The organism is Bacillus paramycoides (assembly GCF_038971285.1).
Lineage (GTDB): Bacteria > Bacillota > Bacilli > Bacillales > Bacillaceae_G > Bacillus_A.
The window spans coordinates 650116-668804 of the sequence record NZ_CP152427.1 but is presented as its reverse complement, the minus strand read 5'-3'; the positions used below and the strand labels follow the sequence as shown (position 1 = coordinate 668804).

Here is an 18689-nt window from a genome sequence, read left to right as displayed (position 1 = left end):
TTATTTTACCAATGGAATAATTTTCATAACATCGATTTTTCTGACAACAAACTTACAAATTTGTAAGTTAACATCTTTTTAGCTTATATATCTAGTATTCCCACAATTAAGGGGCATTTATACATAAAAAAAGACCCCAGCTATCCTAAGGTCTTAGTTACATTCTATTTCACTTTATAATCATTACCGGGCATTTCACTCGTTTCGCTATTTTATGACTGACACTACCAAGCACCATCTCTTGCAGTGTATTTAATCCTCTACTTCCAGCTATAACAAGATCTATATCCCCTGTATTTACATATTGAACGATTGTATCTCCAGGATCACCATGTAATATCGTAATTGTATAAGGGATGTTCTCTTTCTTTAATAAACCTTCAATCTCTTTTAATTTATCTTTTCGGCTAGCCGATATTGTTTCTAAATCTGTTTGGCCTTGTATAATATCTGATTTTGCTGTTCTATTATCTACTACGTACACAACTTCAACATTTGTTTCTTCACTACATTTCGCAATATATGTTGCATGTTCCGCTGCTCGAAGTACATGTTCAGAGCCGTCACATGCTAATATAATTTGTTTGTACATATGCTGAATCCCCTTTTCGTTATCCTACTCGTATTATATAATAAAGCCCCCTAAAAAGGAGGCTTCTAACTCGCAATTCTTTTATTATAAGTAGCTAAATTTGAAATAATCTTCGAGCTTCTTTCATTTAATCCCGCTATACTTACCTTCACGCCATTTTGCTCATACTTCATGATAACTTTATCAATTGCTGCTACCGCTGAATCATCCCATACGTGTGCGTGAGTAAAATTCAACTCAATTTCTTTTACATCTTCCTCAAATGAAAAGTGATTTATAAAGTCTGCTGTAGATGCAAAGAAAAGTTGACCATGAATTTCGTATATTTTCTTATTTTCAATATATAAATGTTTCACGTGAATCTTTGCCATATTGAATGCAAATAAAACCGCACTAATTACTGTTCCGATAATTACACCTAATGCTAAATTATGTGTAATTAAGACAATCACAACTGTTACGATCATAACAAATGCGTTTCCTTTTGGTACTTTATGAATCGTTGTTACAGAGTTCCAATCAAATGTTCCGATTGAAACCATAATCATAACTGCAACTAAAGCTGCCATTGGAATATGAACGACATAGTCACCTAAAACAAATAGTAATACGATTAAAAATCCACCCGCTACAAATGTTGATAAACGGCCTCGTCCACCTGATTTAATATTAATAACAGATTGTCCAATCATTGCACATCCTGCCATTCCTCCGAAGAAACCAGTAACAATGTTTGCAATACCTTGCCCACGTGCTTCTTTATGTTTATTACTTTCCGTATGCGTCATATCATCTAAAACTGAAGCTGTTAATAAAGACTCTAGTAAACCGATAATTGCAAGCATAACTGCGTACGGTAAAATAATCCCTAATGTCTCAAGTGTAAAAGGCACATCAGGCATGCTAAAGAACGGTAATTCTTTCGGCAAGCTTCCCATATCCCCTACTGTTTTTAACTGTAATCCGCTCATAATTGCAATACTTGTCACAATAATAATAGAAATAAGTGTAGACGGTACAGCCGTCGTAATACGTGGAAATACATATATAATTACAAGTCCTAATGCGACAAGTGCATACATTTGCCAAGTTGCATTTTTAAAATGTGGCAATTGCGCTGTAAAAACTAAAATTCCAAGTGAATTTAAAAAACCACTCATAACAGATTTCGGAACAAACTTCATAAATGAGCTCAGTTTGAACACGCCAAAAATAATTTGGACAATACCCGTTAATATCGTTGTAGCAAATAAATATTGCAAACCATGATCTTTAACGAGCGTCACCATTAACAATGCCATTGCACCTGTTGCCGCTGAAATCATTCCAGTTCGTCCACCAACAAATGAAATAGTAACTGCAATACAAAAGGCTGCATATAACCCAACTGTCGGATCCACACCTGCAATAACTGAGAAAGCAATTGCTTCAGGAATTAACGCTAAAGCAACAACAATTCCTGATAGCACATCTCCTTTCACGTTGGAGAACCAATCATTTTTTATCGTTTGAAACAAAATACCACTCCTCTACTCTTTTCTCATTTGATTTTCTCCATAAGAAAATTTAAGCCGACTGCACGAAGGCTATTATATAACGAGTAGAGAGATTTTTGCTATGTAAAAGTTTCCTAAAAAAAAGACGCTACTTCGGTAGCGCCTTTGCTCCTTTTATTAATGTCCACCGTGCCCTTGACCACTTTCTTGCACAATCTCTAACCTCTCATCCAGTACACCTTGCGTTTCAAATGAAATATCACTCGTACTTCCTAATAAGAAGCCGTGATTATATGGTCCAAGTGTTGGGTCATCTTTAAACTTCGGCTGAATAGTAGCAAGGAAGTCATAAACTGGTTGTGAAGCTTTGCCTTCTTCTAACAATACGACAGGTGCGTGTTTACCCATATGCGAAAATGGTGCTCCTGCAACTGCTAAGTCTGGTGTTTTGCTTGAAACAAATGATAAACCGTGGCCTGGTTTTGTGAACCCCCAGCCAAATTTCGTTTTCTCATCTTTAAACTTCGCAAATGCAACCGAATTTTCTGTTGGAGTCTCACCACTAATACGCGTTACTTTCCCATATTTACTTAACTCTTTTTCTACTGCTTTTGAAATGATTTTTTCTGGTCCTAATACATATATATTCGCTTTATCTTTTCTCATTTTTAATGCCTCTATCGTCGCTTCTGGCACCTTCTCTTTCTCTGTATATAAAAGCGGTTCTGGCATATGAGAGATCCAATTTACAGCTGGTGTTGTATATAAACGTCCTTCTTCTTCAGACGAACCGATAATAACACTATTTGGATAGCTTCCTGTTATATCGGCATACTCTTTATCCACATCTTTTGCAAATGTAGCTGGATCTGTTTCTTTTATTTGCTTTACTTTATATTCTTTTAATTGCTCAAGGATAGATGCACCTACATCCCCCATCACCATAATTTGTGTTCCATCTTTCGTTCCGAGCGGATTTAATCGTTTTATTTCTTTTAACGTCATTTCGGGTACCTTTTCTTTTTCTATAAATAAAATTGGCCCGTTATTCGGATGATGAATAAGATCTGCACTCGCAGTACCTAATTGCCACTCGTTTACTGGTACTAAAATAATAGCGCCTGGCCGATTCTCTTTATGCGTTGCTGGCCATATCGTTTGCGAAGTTAATACTGCCATTTGCAAAGGATCGTTTGTGTTTAATCTCGTTACATTTTTTAAGCTTGTCGTTAATAAATCATTCGATGCACTTTCGTTCATTTCTTTCGGCGCAGTTACCTCCTGATTCATTTTCATTTCCTTTTGCTCTGTTTTTTTCTCTTCTTTAGTTTCATGATTTTTATGATCCGTGTTCGTTTGTCCACATGCAGCAAGACCAACTGCTGTAATTATTGTTATCCCAAAGATTCGGGTCATCTTTTTCACTATACCGCCTCCGTATGAATCGTTTTTGAGCCAATATTATTACCTAAAATGGAATTTCAATTTTACAATAACAAGCAATTCTGAAGAAATTATGCAGATGCATGATAATCTGCACCATTTCTTCATGATTTTGACTTACAATTTAAGTAATAACTACAAATGCGGAGGTACTCTATGGTCGATATACTACTCGTAGATGATGAGCCGAGAATGCTTGAATTATTAACACTTTATCTTACTCCAATCGGATATAACTGCGTATGTGCAGTGTCCGGGGAAGAAGCTATTTCACATATAGAAAATCGAAACTTCAAATTTGTTTTACTCGATATTATGATGCCAAAGATGGATGGGTGGGAAACGTGCAAAAGAATTCGATCATTTAGTAACGTTCCTATCATTATGGTAACTGCTCGTGATCAAACAGTAGATGTCATCCAAGGTTTAAAACTCGGAGCGGATGATTACGTAACGAAACCTTTCCATGAAGAGGAGCTTTTCGCAAGAATTGAAGCTGTTTTAAGGCGAACGAACCAACACGCGCAAATCCAATATCACGGCATTTTATGGGATGAGGCAAAGCATTTCGTCTCTGTCGATAATGAAGAACTTCTTCTCACTCCAATCGAATTCTCTTTACTCGGATTATTTTTACGTCATGTGAACTACGTATTAAGCCGCGATCAGCTCATTGAACGAATTTGGGGATTAAATACAAATACAGAAGATCGAACAGTCGATTCACATATTCGTAATTTGCGTGATAAATTACGAAAAGTAAATTTCCCTATTGATCACCATTTAAAAACGGTTTATGGAGTCGGGTATCGATGGGTTGATACTCTAGAGTAAGGAGCAAAACGATGAAGCGAATTTCTATTCAACTCGGATTTTATTTTTTAATTGTTACACTTTTAATCGAAAGTGTTCTATTTGTCTTGCTTTATTATAGCCTTGTCAACAATAGAGTAAATGAAGAAATGACAGCTTTATTAAAGCGCGGAAATAGTCACAGAGATGTCCTTGAAAAGTATTTTGATAAGCAAACAATCTCCCATGTTGCACTAATGGAATCTGAAGCCGAAACCACTGTCGTTATTACAAATGCACATAAGGATGTACTAGCTAAATCTAATGAAATTAATACTACTATAAAAAAGCATATTGAAAAGATGCAAACACGGACAGATCATGACGGAGCAATTATAGAAAATCATTGGAAAACATCTAATTATATATGTACAGTTAGCCCTATTATAGTGGCAGGGAAAACGGAAGGCTATGTATATATGTTTCTCGGAACGGAATCAATCGAGGAAATGGTTAACGGGCTAACAAGACAATTTATTATTGCCGGAGTCATTACTTTTCTATTAACAGCCATCACCATCTTTCTCTTATCACGGTTGTTAACAAAACCATTGTTACACATGAAACATGCCACTGAAAAAATGAGTAAAGGCGATTTATCTGTTTCATTAACGACTACTCGAAATGACGAAATTGGTGAACTAGCCTCATCTATTCAAACGCTTGCTAATGATTTACATTATATGAAAACAGAGCGAAGTGAATTTCTAGCAAGTGTTGCTCACGAATTACGAACACCACTAACATACGTAAGAGGTTACGCTGACATTGCTTTAAAAGAAACCACATCCCCTGAGCAACGTTTGCGATATTTATCTATTATAAAAGATGAGTCTGATTACATTACAAACTTAGTTCAAGATTTATTTTCACTTGCACAAATGGAACAACATAACTTTTCTATTCAAGTAAAGGAAGTACATTTACACACCTTCCTTACTCGCATAGCCGAAAAAGTTAACGCTATGTATAAAGAAAGGTACATTACAGTTTCTTTCTCTTGTCCTCCTACACTACTAGTAAAGTTAGATGAACAGCGATTTGAACAAGTGATAATAAACATTTTAAATAACGCTTATAGACATTCAAAAGAACATTCTCATATAAACATTTCTGTTACAGAAGAACATAAACGTATTTCCATTACAATTGAAGATGAAGGCGAAGGTATTCCGCCTGAAGACCTCCCTCACATTTTCGACCGTTTTTATCGAGTTGATAAAGCAAGATCACGAGCTACAGGCGGAACTGGTTTAGGGTTATCTATCGTAAAAGAAATTGTAGAACTACATGGCGGGAATATTACTGTAACGAGCGAAGTTGATCACGGGTCTTGCTTTATCATTTCATTGCCATCTATACAAAAGCACGACTACTGATGGTAGTCGTGTTGCTTTATCATTTTACTTTATAATATAAATTTACAAATTGCCCAAAACGTTTCGTATCCGTTAAAGTTAAATTAATTTCCGGGTTCTCATCTTGGAATAACGGAACTCCAGAACCTAATATATGCGGTGTAATTGTAACAACATATTCATCAATTAAATTATTCTTAAAGAATTCTCTTAGTAGACTTCCTCCACCGACCATCCATATTTTAGATCCTTCTTGTGCTTTTAACCTTTTTGTAAACTCCACTACATCTTCATTTACAAACTCCACGTGTTCGTTTGAACCTTTTTGTAAGTTAGAAAAAACATAACATTTTTTATCTAAATACGGGAATGGTTCTATATGCTCTACTACATAATCGTACGTTCTTTTTCCCATGAGTATTGTATCAATTGTTTCATACATTTCTGTATAACCGTTATCTCCCTCTCCTTCCGTTTCCATTAACCACTCTAAATCATCATTTTCTTTCGCAATATATCCATCTAAGCTCGCCGCAATAAATAAAACAATTTCACGTGACATCTCTTTTCCTCCTTGTGTTTCATCTTGATAACATTATGATGTAAACAATATACTAACAATAAAACATGACACTTTATGTCATGTTAAAAAGAAAAAGGTGATACATTTGTCAAAAGCTAAACGCTTATTAGATATTCTTATATTTGCTTCTGCCAAAAAGACATTTACAGCTCAAGAAATAGCTGACGAATTTAATATCTCCGTTCGTACTGTCCATAGATATATTGTAGATTTAAGTGATATGGGATTACCTATTTATGCTGAACAAGGTCGTAACGGAGGCTATAAAGTATTAACGAATAGAGTCATTCCCCCTATTTTATTTACGGAAGAAGAAGCAGTCTCCATCTTTTTTGCTTTTCAATCTTTAAGTTACTATCGAGACTTACCTTTTAACACAGAAATCAATTCCGTTACACATAAACTGTATAGCTCTCTACAGCATGATGCGAAAGCGAAAGTTGATAAAATACGTTCTTATATCGCTTTTTGGAATCCGAAGAGAACAATTAATACACCTCTTTTAAACGAAGTACTAACTGCGGCTATTGAAAATAAAAATTTACACTTTCAATACGAATCTAAATCGGGGATAAAAACAAAACATGTTCATCCTATCGGTGTATATGCTCATGACGGGCTATGGTACTTACCATCCTATGACTTCAGTAGAAAAAAAGTATTACTGTATCGCGTTGATCGTATTCTTTCTATATTATCAACAGAAGAAAATGAAAATACGTTCATGAATTTAGAAGAATGGTTCGATTCGAGCTCTAACGTAGTACACATTCCTACCCAGTTACATGTCTCATTAACAGCAGAAGGTGTACGCCAATGTAAAAGCGTTCCTTACCTTGAAGAGTCCGTGGTAGTAAACGAAGACGGTTCAGGATATATACATTCAACAATTGATAAAGGTGAAATTAACTTTATTACCCCTTTATTTTATAGGCTTGGAAAAGATGCACGAGTTTTAGAACCGAAAGAATTAATAGATGGTTTACGTATGCGTGCGAAAGAAATTTTACATATGTATGAAGACGAAAAAAGCTGCTAAATATAAGCAGCTTTTTTCGTCGATTTGTTTCTATTATTTTGACTGTTGACGAATATCAATCCACCAACGATATGACGCATTCATATTTTCAGTACTTCCATTCCCTCTGTAATGGAAAGCATCAAGGAAGATGGAATCTAGTTTATCCTCATCTACAAAATAACCTAACTTAACATTTACCGTTTGTCCTGGTCGGATACTACCAATATTGTAAAAGCTTTTTCCCTCTCCGTGAGGTTCTAAATAATCAACCTCGCCCGTCATAATATTTTTCTCGGCAATTCCATCTTCTTCAGCGTATTTCCATACATTACCTTCAGATTTAAGCAGTTTTATAGATGGATGCATATAGATTTCTTCTGTCGCGTGCTTACCTATATTTTTAACTTTTGTTGTTAAGTAAACAAATTTAGGATGAACTAATTTTGACTCTACTAATTGATCAATTGAATCTTTACCATTTCCAATTTTATATTTATCCCTTCTATATGATATCAATTGTCCAGCTTGATCCAAAGCTTGATTCCGGTTTAGTATTCCTAAGCCAAGTTCATAAAAGTTCTCTTGTTTAAAATCTTTGATTGAATCAAAAACTTCAACTTTTTCTATCACATATTCAATTTGGCTATTATCCATAGATATCGTTACTGGAACCTTTTGCCCTATATGAAATAGTCGTTTACTATCTTTTTTCAAAGGAATCACCTTAGTTTCTTTCGATTCAGCTGCTTTGCTAAAATGATTTTCATCATAATCTGCTATATATGATGCCTTTTCTTTTGACGTAGGCTCAAGTAAAATATTCCCTAACACATCTATCATTTGTTCTTCATTTACATCGGATCCGATATAGCTTTCTAACATAATCCCTTCTTTCTCAAAAAAGAGAAAGACCTTCCTATCAAACATTATATTGTTATTTCCAGTTTCTTTATGAACAATTACTGCTTTCTTGCCACCTATCTCTTTTTCTTCGTAGCTTTTTGAATATAAAGTTTGAAAGTCCGCATTTTCCCCTACTCTCCAAAGACTAAATGAAAAGCCTCCATTTGCGTCGTTATCTTTAAATGAATACTTCATAGCAGAGTCATCAATTGCTTCCATATTTTCTGGTAATTTATCGATTTTCAGCTTATACCACTTATCAGCCTTTTTCGATTCCTTATTTGTTACCGACACATTTACTTCATAATTTTGTTTTTGAACGATCATATTATAGACTTTCACTGCCCCAAAAACGGTTGTCGGCATGCCAATCAATAAGCAAGCAGCAGCGATTAACATACGATGTTTTTTACGCTTTTTCTGCGGTTGTCCATCTTTCAGCTTCATTTCCTCCATAAACAATTTCTTTTTGCGCGTATATGTATGTGAAAATTCATGTTGTTCTTCAAGTTTATCAAAATCATCTAATGCAATTTTTTCAGCAAGTTCATATATTTCTTTGGAGTTCTTTGAATTCGTCATGTTGTATACCTCCTATCATATTTTGGACCCGTTTTCGAGCGCGTTCAAACTGCTTGCGGACATTTGCCTCCGTTATCCCCATGACACTTGAAATTTCTTGATACGTTAAGTTATAGAAGACTTTGTACTTAAACACCTGTCTATTAGAGTCGTTTAACTCTTTTAGCAATGCATCAATTTGAACCTCAGACATTTTACGTTTTTCCCACCCTTCAATATTTTCATCTACTGCCTCTACTGATTCTCTTTCATATTCTTCTAAAAATGTTTCATGTCGTTTATTTTTCCGGTAACTATCAATCGCCTTGTTTTTCGCAATCCTCAAAATGTAGCGTTTAAGCTCTTCAGTGCTCAAACTATGGAGCTTTTCCAAATTCTTATAAAGAGTAATAAACGTCTCTTGAACTGCATCTTCTGCCTGCTGAATATTATTTAAAATAGAATAAGCTACGTAATAAATTTTTTGCTCGTACAATTCGTATAGCTCTTCCATCTTTTCATAATCGTTGTTTGTAACTTTCATATAATTCCTCCTCTCACTCTATATAACGAATGGGCGATATACTTTGTGACACTACAGTATCTTTTTATAGTTAAAATTTAATAACAGAATAAACAAAAGCCCAATTTCTCTATTTTAACTGAGAAATTGGGCTTTTGTTTATTAGAGTTTTCCTAACTGTTTCCCTAAGAATATCCCTCTTATGCCTTTTCAGTAAACAGTATTTTCTCTATCGCTTCTTTTAACAAATTCTGTGTCTCTTCCAAGTTATGACTCTCTTTCTCTCCCGGTTGTACCATATAAAACTCAGCAAACGAACGCTCTTTATACCTTGGTACGACATGCATATGGTAATGCGATAACTCGTTAAAGACTCCACCATTTTGACAAATTGTAATTCCATCTGGTCTATATAATAGCTTAATCGCTTTTGCAATCAGTTTAGAAGCATCCATAATTGCTTTTGCTACAACATCATCTAATTCGTCTACTTCTACAACATGCTGCTTTGGCACAATTAAAGTATGTCCTGGATAAAAAGGCTCATGATCTAAAAAGCATGTTACATACTCATCTTCATATACTTTATATATTTTTTCCTCTTCGCTTGCTAATTTACACCCTAAACATTCCATCATATTTCCCCCTTTATTAAAAACATAAAAACGTGAGATCTGTATTCTCACGTTTCTATGTTTCACTTTATTAGTTCAATTGTTTCCGTAACTTTTATACTATCTTTTACAGATTGAACAATCGTACAATTTTTCACTGCAAGTTGCAGCGCCTTGTCCAACTGCTCTTCTGTAATGTTTTGTGCTTTAATTTTATAATGCAAATGAACACTTTCAACTGGTTTCGATAGAGCATCACTTCTACCAATTTCCGTTTCAATTGTAAACGTATCGTATGTAATACGTTTCTTTTCTAAAATTGTTCGAAAGACAATTGCACTACATCCTGCGATAGACGAAACGAGTAATTGTAACGGTGAATACCCGTTTTCTTTTCCAATCGCTAATTGACCATACGATAAATCTGCCTCAATATCATCGTGTTTGATTGTTAGTTTCATTTGTTGTCTCCATCTCCACTTTCATCGGTTTCTGCCGTTTCTTATTTATATAATAATATATATAGCAGAAAATGATAAATGGAATACCACAATATAACGCCATTCGTTGTTCTGGAATAAACGCTAAACTAATAACAACGATACTATTTGTAATTAAAGCTAAAATTGGGACGATTGGGTATAGTGGTGTTCTATACTTTAAGTCCTCTAACTTTCCTCCACCTTTTATATACTGACTTCTAAAGCGAAGTTGCGATAGGGCAATAATGATCCAACTTGAAACAGCCGATAAACCAGCTATAGATAATAAATACATATATACTGTATCTTCTGCAAGGAAGCTTGTTAATAAAGATAACGCAGCTACAGCAATTGTTACAACTAACGCTGTAATTGGAATACCACGTTTATTTACTTTCTGGAAAGATGTTGGTGCCATTCCTTCATTTGCAAGTGACCATAGTATACGAGTTGCCGCATATAATCCTGAATTCGCTACAGATAGTAACGCAGTAATAATAACGAAGTTCATAATATCAGCTGCATACGGAATACCGATTTTATCAAATACGACTACAAATGGACTTTCAATTACCCCTGCTTCTTTCCAAGAAATTAATCCTACTAAAATCGTCATTGTTAAAATGAAGAATAACATAATGCGCCATACTGTATTACGAATTGCACGTGGAATTGTTTTTTCAGGCTCTTCGCTTTCTCCAGCTGCAATCCCGATTAACTCTGTTCCTTGGAACGAGAAGTTAACTGTAATCATCGTAAGTAATACGGCAGCTAGTCCATTCGGGAATAATCCGCCATCGCTTACAAAGTTAGAAAATAGAGGTGCTGCTTCTTTTCCGTCATATGATATAAACCCTAATAATGCACTACCACCAAGAACAACAAAGGCAAGAATGGTAACTACTTTAATACTAGAGAACCAAAATTCTAATTCAGCATAACTTTTCGCCGAAATTGCGTTTGACGCATATAAAATAACACCGAATACGAGACACCACACCCAAACATCAACATTCGGAAACCATCTTTTCATCATTAAACCGATTGACGTTAATTCTAGTCCTACTGTTACTGCCCAACCAAGCCAATATAGCCAGCCGATCATAAAGCCCGTTCCTGGTCCAATAAACTTCGTCGCATACTTTTGGAAAGAACCTGAAACTGGCATCGCTACCGTTAACTCTCCAAGACAAAGCATTGTTAAATACATAATAAATCCGCCCACTAAATAGGAAAGGATGGCTCCCCCTGGTCCAGCCTGATTAATGGTGTAACCTGAACCTAGGAAAAAACCAGTCCCGATTACACCACCTAGTGCGATCATAAATAAATGTCTACTCTTCATCGTACGATGTAATTTCTCATTCGTTGGTTGCTGCATCTAAATCCTCCCCCTACAAATACCCCTATATCTTGTTAAAATTTTCTGATAATAAAAATATACACGAAAGCGATTACATTTTCTATATAAAATTAAAACTTTTCTGATAAAATAATATAAAAAATCGAATTATCGCGAGATTAAGATTATAATTAAAGGAAAATAAGGAGAAACAAGGAAAAACCTTTACATATATTGTAAAGGTTAACGGAGTTCTAATCTTCTCGATAAAATTGATAAACTATAATTTACGATAAAGTACATACAAGCTACTACCATAAACGTTGGAATCATATAATTTACATTTTGTCCGCTAATAATTTGAGCATTATGCATAAGCTCTGGCAGTGATATAACAACTGCTAATGCTGTATCTTTCAGCAATGAAATAAACTGACTAACAAGCGGCGGAACCATTCTTCTTAACGCTTGTGGTAAAATGATATGCCAAAGCGCTTGAACATACGTTAATCCTGAAGATCTTGCAGCCTCAATCTGTCCTTTTTCAATCGATAATAGACCACTTCGAACAATTTCAGATATCATTGCTGCTTCAAATATTGTTAAAGCAACAATTACAGCTGTTATAATTTCTAATTTCAAGCCTGCTTCTGGAAGTGCAAAATACGTGAAAAATATAATTAAAAGTAGTGGTAAGTTTCGAATTACTTCAACGATAACTCCTAATATTTGTGAGACGATAGGGATTTTCATGTAGCGCAATATCCCTATTACACTACCAATAATAAAACTAAGTACAATTGCTATGAGTGCTACCTCTAGCGTTATAAGTAATCCTTTAAATAAAAACAGAATATGATCACCTGTTATTGCTCCCTTAAAATCCATTTACACCGCCTCCTTTGCTAAGCGTTTTTCTAAATAACGCACTAGCATACTGAGCGGAATTGTTAATATTAAATAAAACATCCCGACAAATATATACACATCGAACGTAACAAATGTCTTCGTTGAAATTAAGTCTCCTTGATACATTAAATCAGCTCCAGCGATAATTCCGAGTATGGAAGAGTTTTTTACTAAATTTAAAAATTGATTTCCTAGAGGAGGGATTACAATTTTCATCGCTTGAGGTAAAACGACATGGTACATTGCTTGCGTATACGTCAATCCTGAAGAACGTGCTGCTTCCATCTGACCTTTCGCGACTGATAAAATACCAGCGCGAATAACCTCTGCAATAAACGCTGCAGTATATACCGTAAGCGTAACTGTCCCTGCTACAAAACCATTTAAAGTAATTCCTATTACAGGTAAAGCGAAATAAAATATAAATGCAATTAATACGAGTGGAATATTTCTTACAAATTCTACAAAAGTTGCTCCCAACCAATTTAAAATGCGAATCGGTGCAATACGCATTACCGCTAATATTATCCCTAAAATAAAACTGCCTATTAATGCGATTACACTAGACATCACTGTATATTTAAATCCTTCTAAATACATATCAATGTTATTCGTTAATATAGAAAAATCAGGCACATATTCTCCCCTCTTTCTTTAGAAGAAGAGGATGAGTACTCTCATCCTCTCACTTTTACTATTTATCACTTTACTTCTCTGGTTTTTGCCCAATCCATTTCTCATATAATTTGTCATACTCTCCGCTTACTTTCATGTCTTTAATTAAGCTATTAATCTCTTTCGTTAAATCATCTGCACCTTTTTGCACTGCAATTCCGTACGGCTCATCCGTGAAAATTTTCCCTACAACTTCATAATTCGAATCTTGTTTTGCCATGCCGTAAAGAATTGCATTATCTGTCGTTAAAACATCACCTTTCCCTGCTTTTAACGCCGTAAATGCCTCACTGTAATTTTCAAATTCTAATACAGTCGCTTCTGGTGACTTTTGACGAATATTATTTGTAGATGTTGAACCTTTGACCGCTAACACTTTCACGCCCTTTTTCACATCATCAATACTTTTGATATCGCTCCCTTTTTTCACAAGTAACGATTGTCCTGCTTTAAAATATACATCTGAAAAATCCACTTCTTTTTTACGTTCTTCTGTAATTGTCATTGTTGCGATAATTGCATCAATATCACCGTTTTTCAATAGTGGAATACGTGTTTTAGACGTTACTTCTTTTAATTCTAGTTTCTTTTCATCTCCAAGAATTTTTTTCGCAAGCGCCTTTGCAACATCAACATCGAATCCTTCTACTTGCCCTGTTGAAGGGTTTTTCAAGCCGAATAAGTTCGTATCATTCTTCACTCCAACTACTAATTTCCCCCGCTTCTTAATTTGCTCAATGGCCCCGCCTTGCTTCGTATTCGTTTCTTTTGCCTCATCTTTTTTACTTCCGCACCCGGCAACGACAAGTACGAATAAACATGAAAATACGATTAACGTAAACAACCTTTTCATTTTAAGCATAAAACTCCTCCTTTAATGGTTTAACACTCGGCTTAAAAATAGACGCGCTCTTTCTTGTTCAGGACTTGCAAAAAATTGCGCCGGTGTTGTATCCTCAATGATTTTGCCATCATCCATAAATAAAATCCGATCGGCTACTTCCCGCGCGAATCCCATTTCATGCGTGACAACAACCATCGTCATTCCTTCTTTAGCTAGCGTTTTCATAACATCAAGTACTTCCCCGATCATCTCTGGATCAAGAGCAGACGTAGGCTCATCGAACAACATAATTTCCGGCTGCATTGCGAGTCCTCTAGCAATTGCTACCCTTTGCTGTTGCCCTCCGGATAGTTGATGCGGGTATACACTAGCCTTCTCTGGTATTCCTACTTTCTCTAAATAAAACATCGCCGTTTTCTCAGCTTCCTCTTTTGAAACTTTATTTACTTTAATAGGTGCTAGTGTAATATTTTGAAGAACCGTTTTATGTGGATATAAATAAAAATGTTGAAAGACCATCCCGATATTTCGGCGTAATTCATTCATATCTGTTTTGGCATTGTGTACCTCCGTATTTTGTACAATTAACTCTCCATCTGTAATTGTCTCTAGCTGATTTATACACCGAAGCAACGTGCTTTTTCCTGATCCTGAAGGCCCAACAACTACTACCACTTCACCTTTTTTCACTTGCACATTAATATCTTTTAAAACTTGAAAATTGCCATAATATTTATTTACATTACGAAACTCTATCAACATACTCCCCCCTTCCATTAACAAAGCATGTACATTCTTTTTATATTCAAAAATAGGCAAAAAAATAACTGCCTGGTTCATTTTGCTCATAAAAAAAGCAAAGGGATTTTCCCTTTGCTTTTTCATTTCTATTCTATTAAGATACTTCTTCTTTCTTATCTTTTCTGTATTCATGCTCCCAGAAATCAGCATTTTTAATGCCTAATGGCCCTGGATCAAATACTGGGTCTTTTCCTTCTTTTTTCTGCTTTTCATAATCCTTTAATGCGACTAATGCAGGTTTTTGTAATAGTAAAATCGCAATGATATTTACCCACGCCATAATTCCTACACCGATATCACCTAAAGCCCAAGCTGTTGCTGCTGTTTTTATACAGCCATAGAAGACAGCTCCTAAAAATACAAACTTTAGTATCATAGACATCCAAGGACGGTCTTTATCACGATTTAAGTACGCGATATTCGTTTCTGCAATGTAGTAATACGCCATAATTGTTGTAAAAGCAAAGAATAATAGCGAGATTGCAACGAAACCGTTTCCAAATCCAGGGAAAACAGATTCTACCGCTGCCTGTGTATATCCTGGTCCTGGCTGAGCACCATTTAATTTATTTACGATAAAGTTTTTTCCGCTTGCATCAAATACGTTATACATGCCTGTAATAATCATCATAAATGCTGTTGCTGAACAAACAAATAATGTATCAATGTAAACGGAAAATGCTTGCACTAAACCTTGCTTAGCTGGATGTGATACTTCTGCTGCCGCCGCTGCATGTGGTCCAGTTCCTTGTCCTGCTTCATTGGAATAAATACCACGTTTTACTCCCCAAGAAATTGCTAAACCAATAATACCACCAAATGCTGCTTCTAATGCAAATGCACTTCTTATAATTAACATGAATGCTTCTGGCAATTTTTCAATATTCATAGCAACAATAACACAAGCTACTAAAATATAACCAACTGCCATAAACGGTACGACAACTTGTGCCACGTTAACGATTCGCTTTACGCCACCGAAGATGATAAGAGCTAATACAACAACTAATAATGCTCCTGATAGAGTAGTGTTAATTCCAAAAGCCGTTTCTAAACTTACGGCAATACTATTTGCTTGCACACCTGGTAGTAAAAGTCCCGTTGCAAGAATCGTCGCTGCAACGAATACTAATGCATACCATTTCACACCTAAACCTTTTTCAATGTAATAAGCAGGTCCACCGCGAAACTGTCCTTGATGTTTCGTCTTATATATTTGTGCGAGTGTAGATTCTACATAAGCTGATCCTGCTCCTAAAAAGGCCACTGCCCACATCCAAAATACAGCTCCTGGTCCACCGAAGGCAACCGCTGTTGCTACCCCAGCTATATTCCCTGTCCCAACGCGCCCAGATAATGAAAGTGCTAACGCTTGGAATGAAGAAACACCAGCCTCTGATTTTTCTCCTTGAAATGTCAGCTTCACCATTTCTCCTACGTGCCTTACTTGTAAAAACTTCGTTCGAATAGAAAAATATAAACCTACTCCTAAACATAAATAAACAAGTGCTGGACTCCAAACAATATTATTTAACCAATTTACGAAAGCTTCCAACATTCCCCCTCCTTCTTTATAAGGAATATTCAGAATATATATAAAATTATAAGTGTATACCTAATCTAGGACAATATTATTTTAATAAAGTAAACATATTTTTGTATAAAAAAACAAAGTATATATTTATTTTATATACTTTGTTTTGAACAAAATGTATTATATATTCACAATTGCTTCTCTTTTTATAATTCTTTCGTATAGCTCTTCTGATAAATTCCGGAAGTTATCTGGCATATCTTTCCCTTTAAACTTCTTTTGAAGCGTGCCATATAAACCTATATCACGTAAACGTAAAAATAGCGGTAACGATTCATACCAACTATCCGCCAGTCTGTGCTCATACTCATATCCTTTTCGTAACACTTGCAATTGTTTACGAGCAAAATCTGTCTTCTCTTCCGCTGTCCACGGTGTAAATAGAACAGAGTAATAGAGAACCATCGCTAAATCATGTATAAAGTAATTATAAGCCGCATCATCAAAATCAAAAATAGTTAGCTCATTTCCATCATAATGAAAATTACCTGGATGAATATCACCGTGCATAAGACCGAACGTTTCTCTTTCAATTGGAAGAGCCTTTATTTCATTCATTAATACCGCAGCGATTTTTTTCACTTGATCATCTTCTAATTCATTAACAATCCCGCTCTCGTCTTCTTCCCACGTATCACGATAGTCTGTTTTAGGATAGTTTATTGTTAGACGATGCAGTTGGCCAATTGCTTTTCCCCATGCTTCAAAGTAAGCATCTCCCCAATAAGGCGATCCTTCTCCTTTTACTTGCTCACCTTTTGCATATGTAAATAAGGAAGCGAAAAAGAAAGTTTCATCCTCTGCTCCAATTTCTTCTACAAGATTTTGAGACGTTGAATAAAGAGGCCCAGCTACCTTTGCCCCATGCTCCGCAACATACCGTAAAAAATCTAGTTCAGCTTCGACTTCTTTTTTTGAACGATGAGAAGAGTGGGTTAAACGTAATACGTAATCTTCACCACGATCGCCCTTCGCCTTAAAAATATAATTTTCAAAATCTCCAAGTGGCTTCTCTTCCACTGTTACACGAAATGTCTTTGCTGCTCTTGCTAAAATTTCTTTTGTAAAAACTCGTTCTACTGCTATTTCCATATGTATCCCTCCTGTATATCTTCTTAATTCGACACAAATGTTAAAAGTACTGCTATGAATAATCTAAAAACAAAAAAAGGTTGATTCACTAAATCAACCTTTACACTATTAAAATTTTTATTTATTAATTCTTCATCAATTGATTCTCGTATATAACATTTATTTTTATTTCTCTTCACCTTTTGTCTGCATTGAATTGAAAGTCCAATTTAATTTTAATGAATCCCCTTGAAATACATTTTGCTCTTCACCATTATCTACAAATGTGAACATTACATAGAAAGTATCATCATCACCAGGAGCAAGTCCATTTCCCTCTCGGTCTACAACACCTTTTTGTACCAGGTCAGGAATACTTCCATTTTGCGTAGCCACCTTTAATTCAGACAATGTAGTAGACCAAATTGGAACCTCATTTTTATCCAAATTCCATAAGAAATCAACACGGATATGATCACCAAAATCAGCATTTCCATTATCTCCTTTAGCGTCAATTACACTGTAATCTGTCAAGAGTTTCACATCTCCTATTGCCAAAGTTCCTTTGTTAACTAATTGAAAACCACGCTCCATTTCATCACCTGGTTTAATATTATCGACATTAATAACCACTTCTGGATTAACACTCAAATCTAAAGTACCCGCTGCAAACGTGTTTTGTGATACTTCTTTATCACTAAAATACGCATATGTTCCCCCGCCAATTAAAGATAAACCAAGTGTTGCAGTTACAACACCCATACCAAGTTTTTTCTTAATACTCATTTCACAAGTCCCCCTATTTTTAAAGTTCAAACTACAACCCTTATTTCCATCCCACAAACAATAATAATTAAACAACTACCTTGTCCCATAACGAAAGCAAACTTAGTTTAAACTAATTACTTCATGTACCCAAACGACTATTACTTTTAAAATGACCGGTAATATTACCGTGAATCATTACCGGTCATTTGTTAGCCAATCTCATTTCATTTATTATTCATTGTCTGATTGCATTATTT

General features: G+C 35.3%; 19 protein-coding genes. 3 read left to right on the top strand and 16 right to left on the bottom strand.

The genetic code is table 11. The features are described 5' to 3' along the window. Positions 1-169: 169 nt before the first annotated feature. The 3 genes from AAG068_RS03375 to AAG068_RS03365 form a co-directional block, all read right to left on the bottom strand. Entirely contained in the window at positions 170-592 is a 423-nt protein-coding gene (locus AAG068_RS03375; protein ID WP_342717984.1) for a universal stress protein, read from the bottom strand. Positions 593-657: 65 nt separating this feature from the next. Beyond that, entirely contained in the window at positions 658-2109 is a 1452-nt protein-coding gene (locus AAG068_RS03370; protein ID WP_342717982.1) for a SulP family inorganic anion transporter, read from the bottom strand. Between the two features lie 156 nt (positions 2110-2265). Then, positions 2266-3513, bottom strand: a complete 1248-nt coding sequence (locus tag AAG068_RS03365) for a cell wall-binding repeat-containing protein (RefSeq protein ID WP_342717980.1) — start codon at positions 3511-3513, stop codon at positions 2266-2268. Between the two features lie 174 nt (positions 3514-3687). Between AAG068_RS03365 and AAG068_RS03360 the strand changes: the two genes are divergently transcribed. Next, positions 3688-4365: a response regulator transcription factor gene (locus AAG068_RS03360; RefSeq protein ID WP_048525043.1), complete on the top strand. Its 678-nt coding sequence runs from the start codon at positions 3688-3690 to the stop codon at positions 4363-4365. 11 nt (positions 4366-4376) lie between these two features. Then, positions 4377-5762, top strand: coding sequence for a sensor histidine kinase (locus tag AAG068_RS03355; protein ID WP_342717977.1), 1386 nt, complete (start codon positions 4377-4379; stop codon positions 5760-5762). A 19-nt stretch (positions 5763-5781) separates the two neighbouring features. Here AAG068_RS03355 and AAG068_RS03350 read toward each other — a convergent pair whose 3' ends face one another. Beyond that, on the bottom strand, positions 5782-6303 hold the full coding sequence (locus AAG068_RS03350) for a dihydrofolate reductase family protein (protein WP_342717975.1): 522 nt from the start codon (positions 6301-6303) through the stop codon (positions 5782-5784). 97 nt (positions 6304-6400) lie between these two features. On the opposite strand from AAG068_RS03350, the gene AAG068_RS03345 reads away from it, so the two are divergent. After that, a complete protein-coding gene (locus AAG068_RS03345) occupies positions 6401-7363 on the top strand; it encodes a helix-turn-helix transcriptional regulator (RefSeq protein ID WP_428845984.1) in 963 nt (320 codons plus the stop codon). A gap of 33 nt (positions 7364-7396) precedes the next feature. Here the strand turns inward: AAG068_RS03345 and AAG068_RS03340 are convergent, their stop codons facing one another. The 12 genes from AAG068_RS03340 to AAG068_RS03285 form a co-directional block, all read right to left on the bottom strand. Then, on the bottom strand, positions 7397-8830 hold the full coding sequence (locus AAG068_RS03340; protein ID WP_342717973.1) for a DUF4367 domain-containing protein: 1434 nt from the start codon (positions 8828-8830) through the stop codon (positions 7397-7399). Continuing rightward, positions 8796-9353: an RNA polymerase sigma factor gene (locus AAG068_RS03335; protein WP_342717972.1), complete on the bottom strand. Its 558-nt coding sequence runs from the start codon at positions 9351-9353 to the stop codon at positions 8796-8798. Before AAG068_RS03335 ends, AAG068_RS03340 begins: the two co-directional genes overlap by 35 nt. A 179-nt stretch (positions 9354-9532) precedes the next feature. Further along, positions 9533-10018 carry an HIT family protein gene (locus AAG068_RS03330; RefSeq protein ID WP_342717970.1) on the bottom strand — a complete coding sequence of 162 codons (486 nt, stop codon included), beginning with the start codon at positions 10016-10018 and terminating at the stop codon, positions 9533-9535. An 11-nt stretch (positions 10019-10029) separates the two neighbouring features. Further along, a complete protein-coding gene (locus AAG068_RS03325; protein ID WP_342717968.1) occupies positions 10030-10407 on the bottom strand; it encodes an OsmC family protein in 378 nt (125 codons plus the stop codon). After that, on the bottom strand, positions 10382-11809 hold the full coding sequence (locus AAG068_RS03320; protein ID WP_342717966.1) for an amino acid permease: 1428 nt from the start codon (positions 11807-11809) through the stop codon (positions 10382-10384). Before AAG068_RS03320 ends, AAG068_RS03325 begins: the two co-directional genes overlap by 26 nt. A 204-nt stretch (positions 11810-12013) precedes the next feature. Further along, on the bottom strand, positions 12014-12658 hold the full coding sequence (locus AAG068_RS03315; protein WP_342717964.1) for an amino acid ABC transporter permease: 645 nt from the start codon (positions 12656-12658) through the stop codon (positions 12014-12016). After that, complete coding sequence (locus tag AAG068_RS03310; protein WP_001112661.1) at positions 12659-13315, bottom strand: amino acid ABC transporter permease; 657 nt, start codon at positions 13313-13315, stop codon at positions 12659-12661. Between the two features lie 70 nt (positions 13316-13385). Next, positions 13386-14216 carry a glutamine ABC transporter substrate-binding protein GlnH gene (glnH, locus tag AAG068_RS03305; RefSeq protein ID WP_342717961.1) on the bottom strand — a complete coding sequence of 277 codons (831 nt, stop codon included), beginning with the start codon at positions 14214-14216 and terminating at the stop codon, positions 13386-13388. Positions 14217-14228: 12 nt separating this feature from the next. Further along, the gene (locus AAG068_RS03300) at positions 14229-14957 is read right to left on the bottom strand and encodes an amino acid ABC transporter ATP-binding protein (RefSeq protein WP_164970758.1); all 729 of its coding nucleotides are present in this window, start codon (positions 14955-14957) and stop codon (positions 14229-14231) included. Positions 14958-15093: 136 nt separating this feature from the next. Further along, positions 15094-16554, bottom strand: coding sequence for an alanine/glycine:cation symporter family protein (locus AAG068_RS03295; protein ID WP_342717957.1), 1461 nt, complete (start codon positions 16552-16554; stop codon positions 15094-15096). A 159-nt stretch (positions 16555-16713) separates the two neighbouring features. Beyond that, the gene (locus tag AAG068_RS03290) at positions 16714-17685 is read right to left on the bottom strand and encodes a phosphotransferase enzyme family protein (RefSeq protein ID WP_342717955.1); all 972 of its coding nucleotides are present in this window, start codon (positions 17683-17685) and stop codon (positions 16714-16716) included. A 165-nt stretch (positions 17686-17850) separates the two neighbouring features. After that, positions 17851-18450 carry a TasA family protein gene (locus tag AAG068_RS03285; protein WP_342717953.1) on the bottom strand — a complete coding sequence of 200 codons (600 nt, stop codon included), beginning with the start codon at positions 18448-18450 and terminating at the stop codon, positions 17851-17853. Positions 18451-18689 lie beyond the last annotated feature (239 nt).

What these genes read in the sequence shown, in the direction of transcription:
- AAG068_RS03375 (WP_342717984.1), bottom strand. Translation starts at nt 592, where the DNA reads ATGTACAAACAAATTATATTAGCATGTGACGGCTCTGAACATGTACTT.
- AAG068_RS03360 (WP_048525043.1), top strand. Translation starts at nt 3,688, where the DNA reads ATGGTCGATATACTACTCGTAGATGATGAGCCGAGAATGCTTGAATTA.
- AAG068_RS03355 (WP_342717977.1), top strand. Translation starts at nt 4,377, where the DNA reads ATGAAGCGAATTTCTATTCAACTCGGATTTTATTTTTTAATTGTTACA.
- AAG068_RS03350 (WP_342717975.1), bottom strand. Translation starts at nt 6,303, where the DNA reads ATGTCACGTGAAATTGTTTTATTTATTGCGGCGAGCTTAGATGGATAT.
- AAG068_RS03340 (WP_342717973.1), bottom strand. Translation starts at nt 8,830, where the DNA reads ATGACGAATTCAAAGAACTCCAAAGAAATATATGAACTTGCTGAAAAA.
- AAG068_RS03335 (WP_342717972.1), bottom strand. Translation starts at nt 9,353, where the DNA reads ATGAAAGTTACAAACAACGATTATGAAAAGATGGAAGAGCTATACGAA.
- AAG068_RS03325 (WP_342717968.1), bottom strand. Translation starts at nt 10,407, where the DNA reads ATGAAACTAACAATCAAACACGATGATATTGAGGCAGATTTATCGTAT.
- AAG068_RS03320 (WP_342717966.1), bottom strand. Translation starts at nt 11,809, where the DNA reads ATGCAGCAACCAACGAATGAGAAATTACATCGTACGATGAAGAGTAGA.
- AAG068_RS03315 (WP_342717964.1), bottom strand. Translation starts at nt 12,658, where the DNA reads ATGGATTTTAAGGGAGCAATAACAGGTGATCATATTCTGTTTTTATTT.
- glnH (WP_342717961.1), bottom strand. Translation starts at nt 14,216, where the DNA reads ATGCTTAAAATGAAAAGGTTGTTTACGTTAATCGTATTTTCATGTTTA.
- AAG068_RS03290 (WP_342717955.1), bottom strand. Translation starts at nt 17,685, where the DNA reads ATGGAAATAGCAGTAGAACGAGTTTTTACAAAAGAAATTTTAGCAAGA.
- AAG068_RS03285 (WP_342717953.1), bottom strand. Translation starts at nt 18,450, where the DNA reads ATGAGTATTAAGAAAAAACTTGGTATGGGTGTTGTAACTGCAACACTT.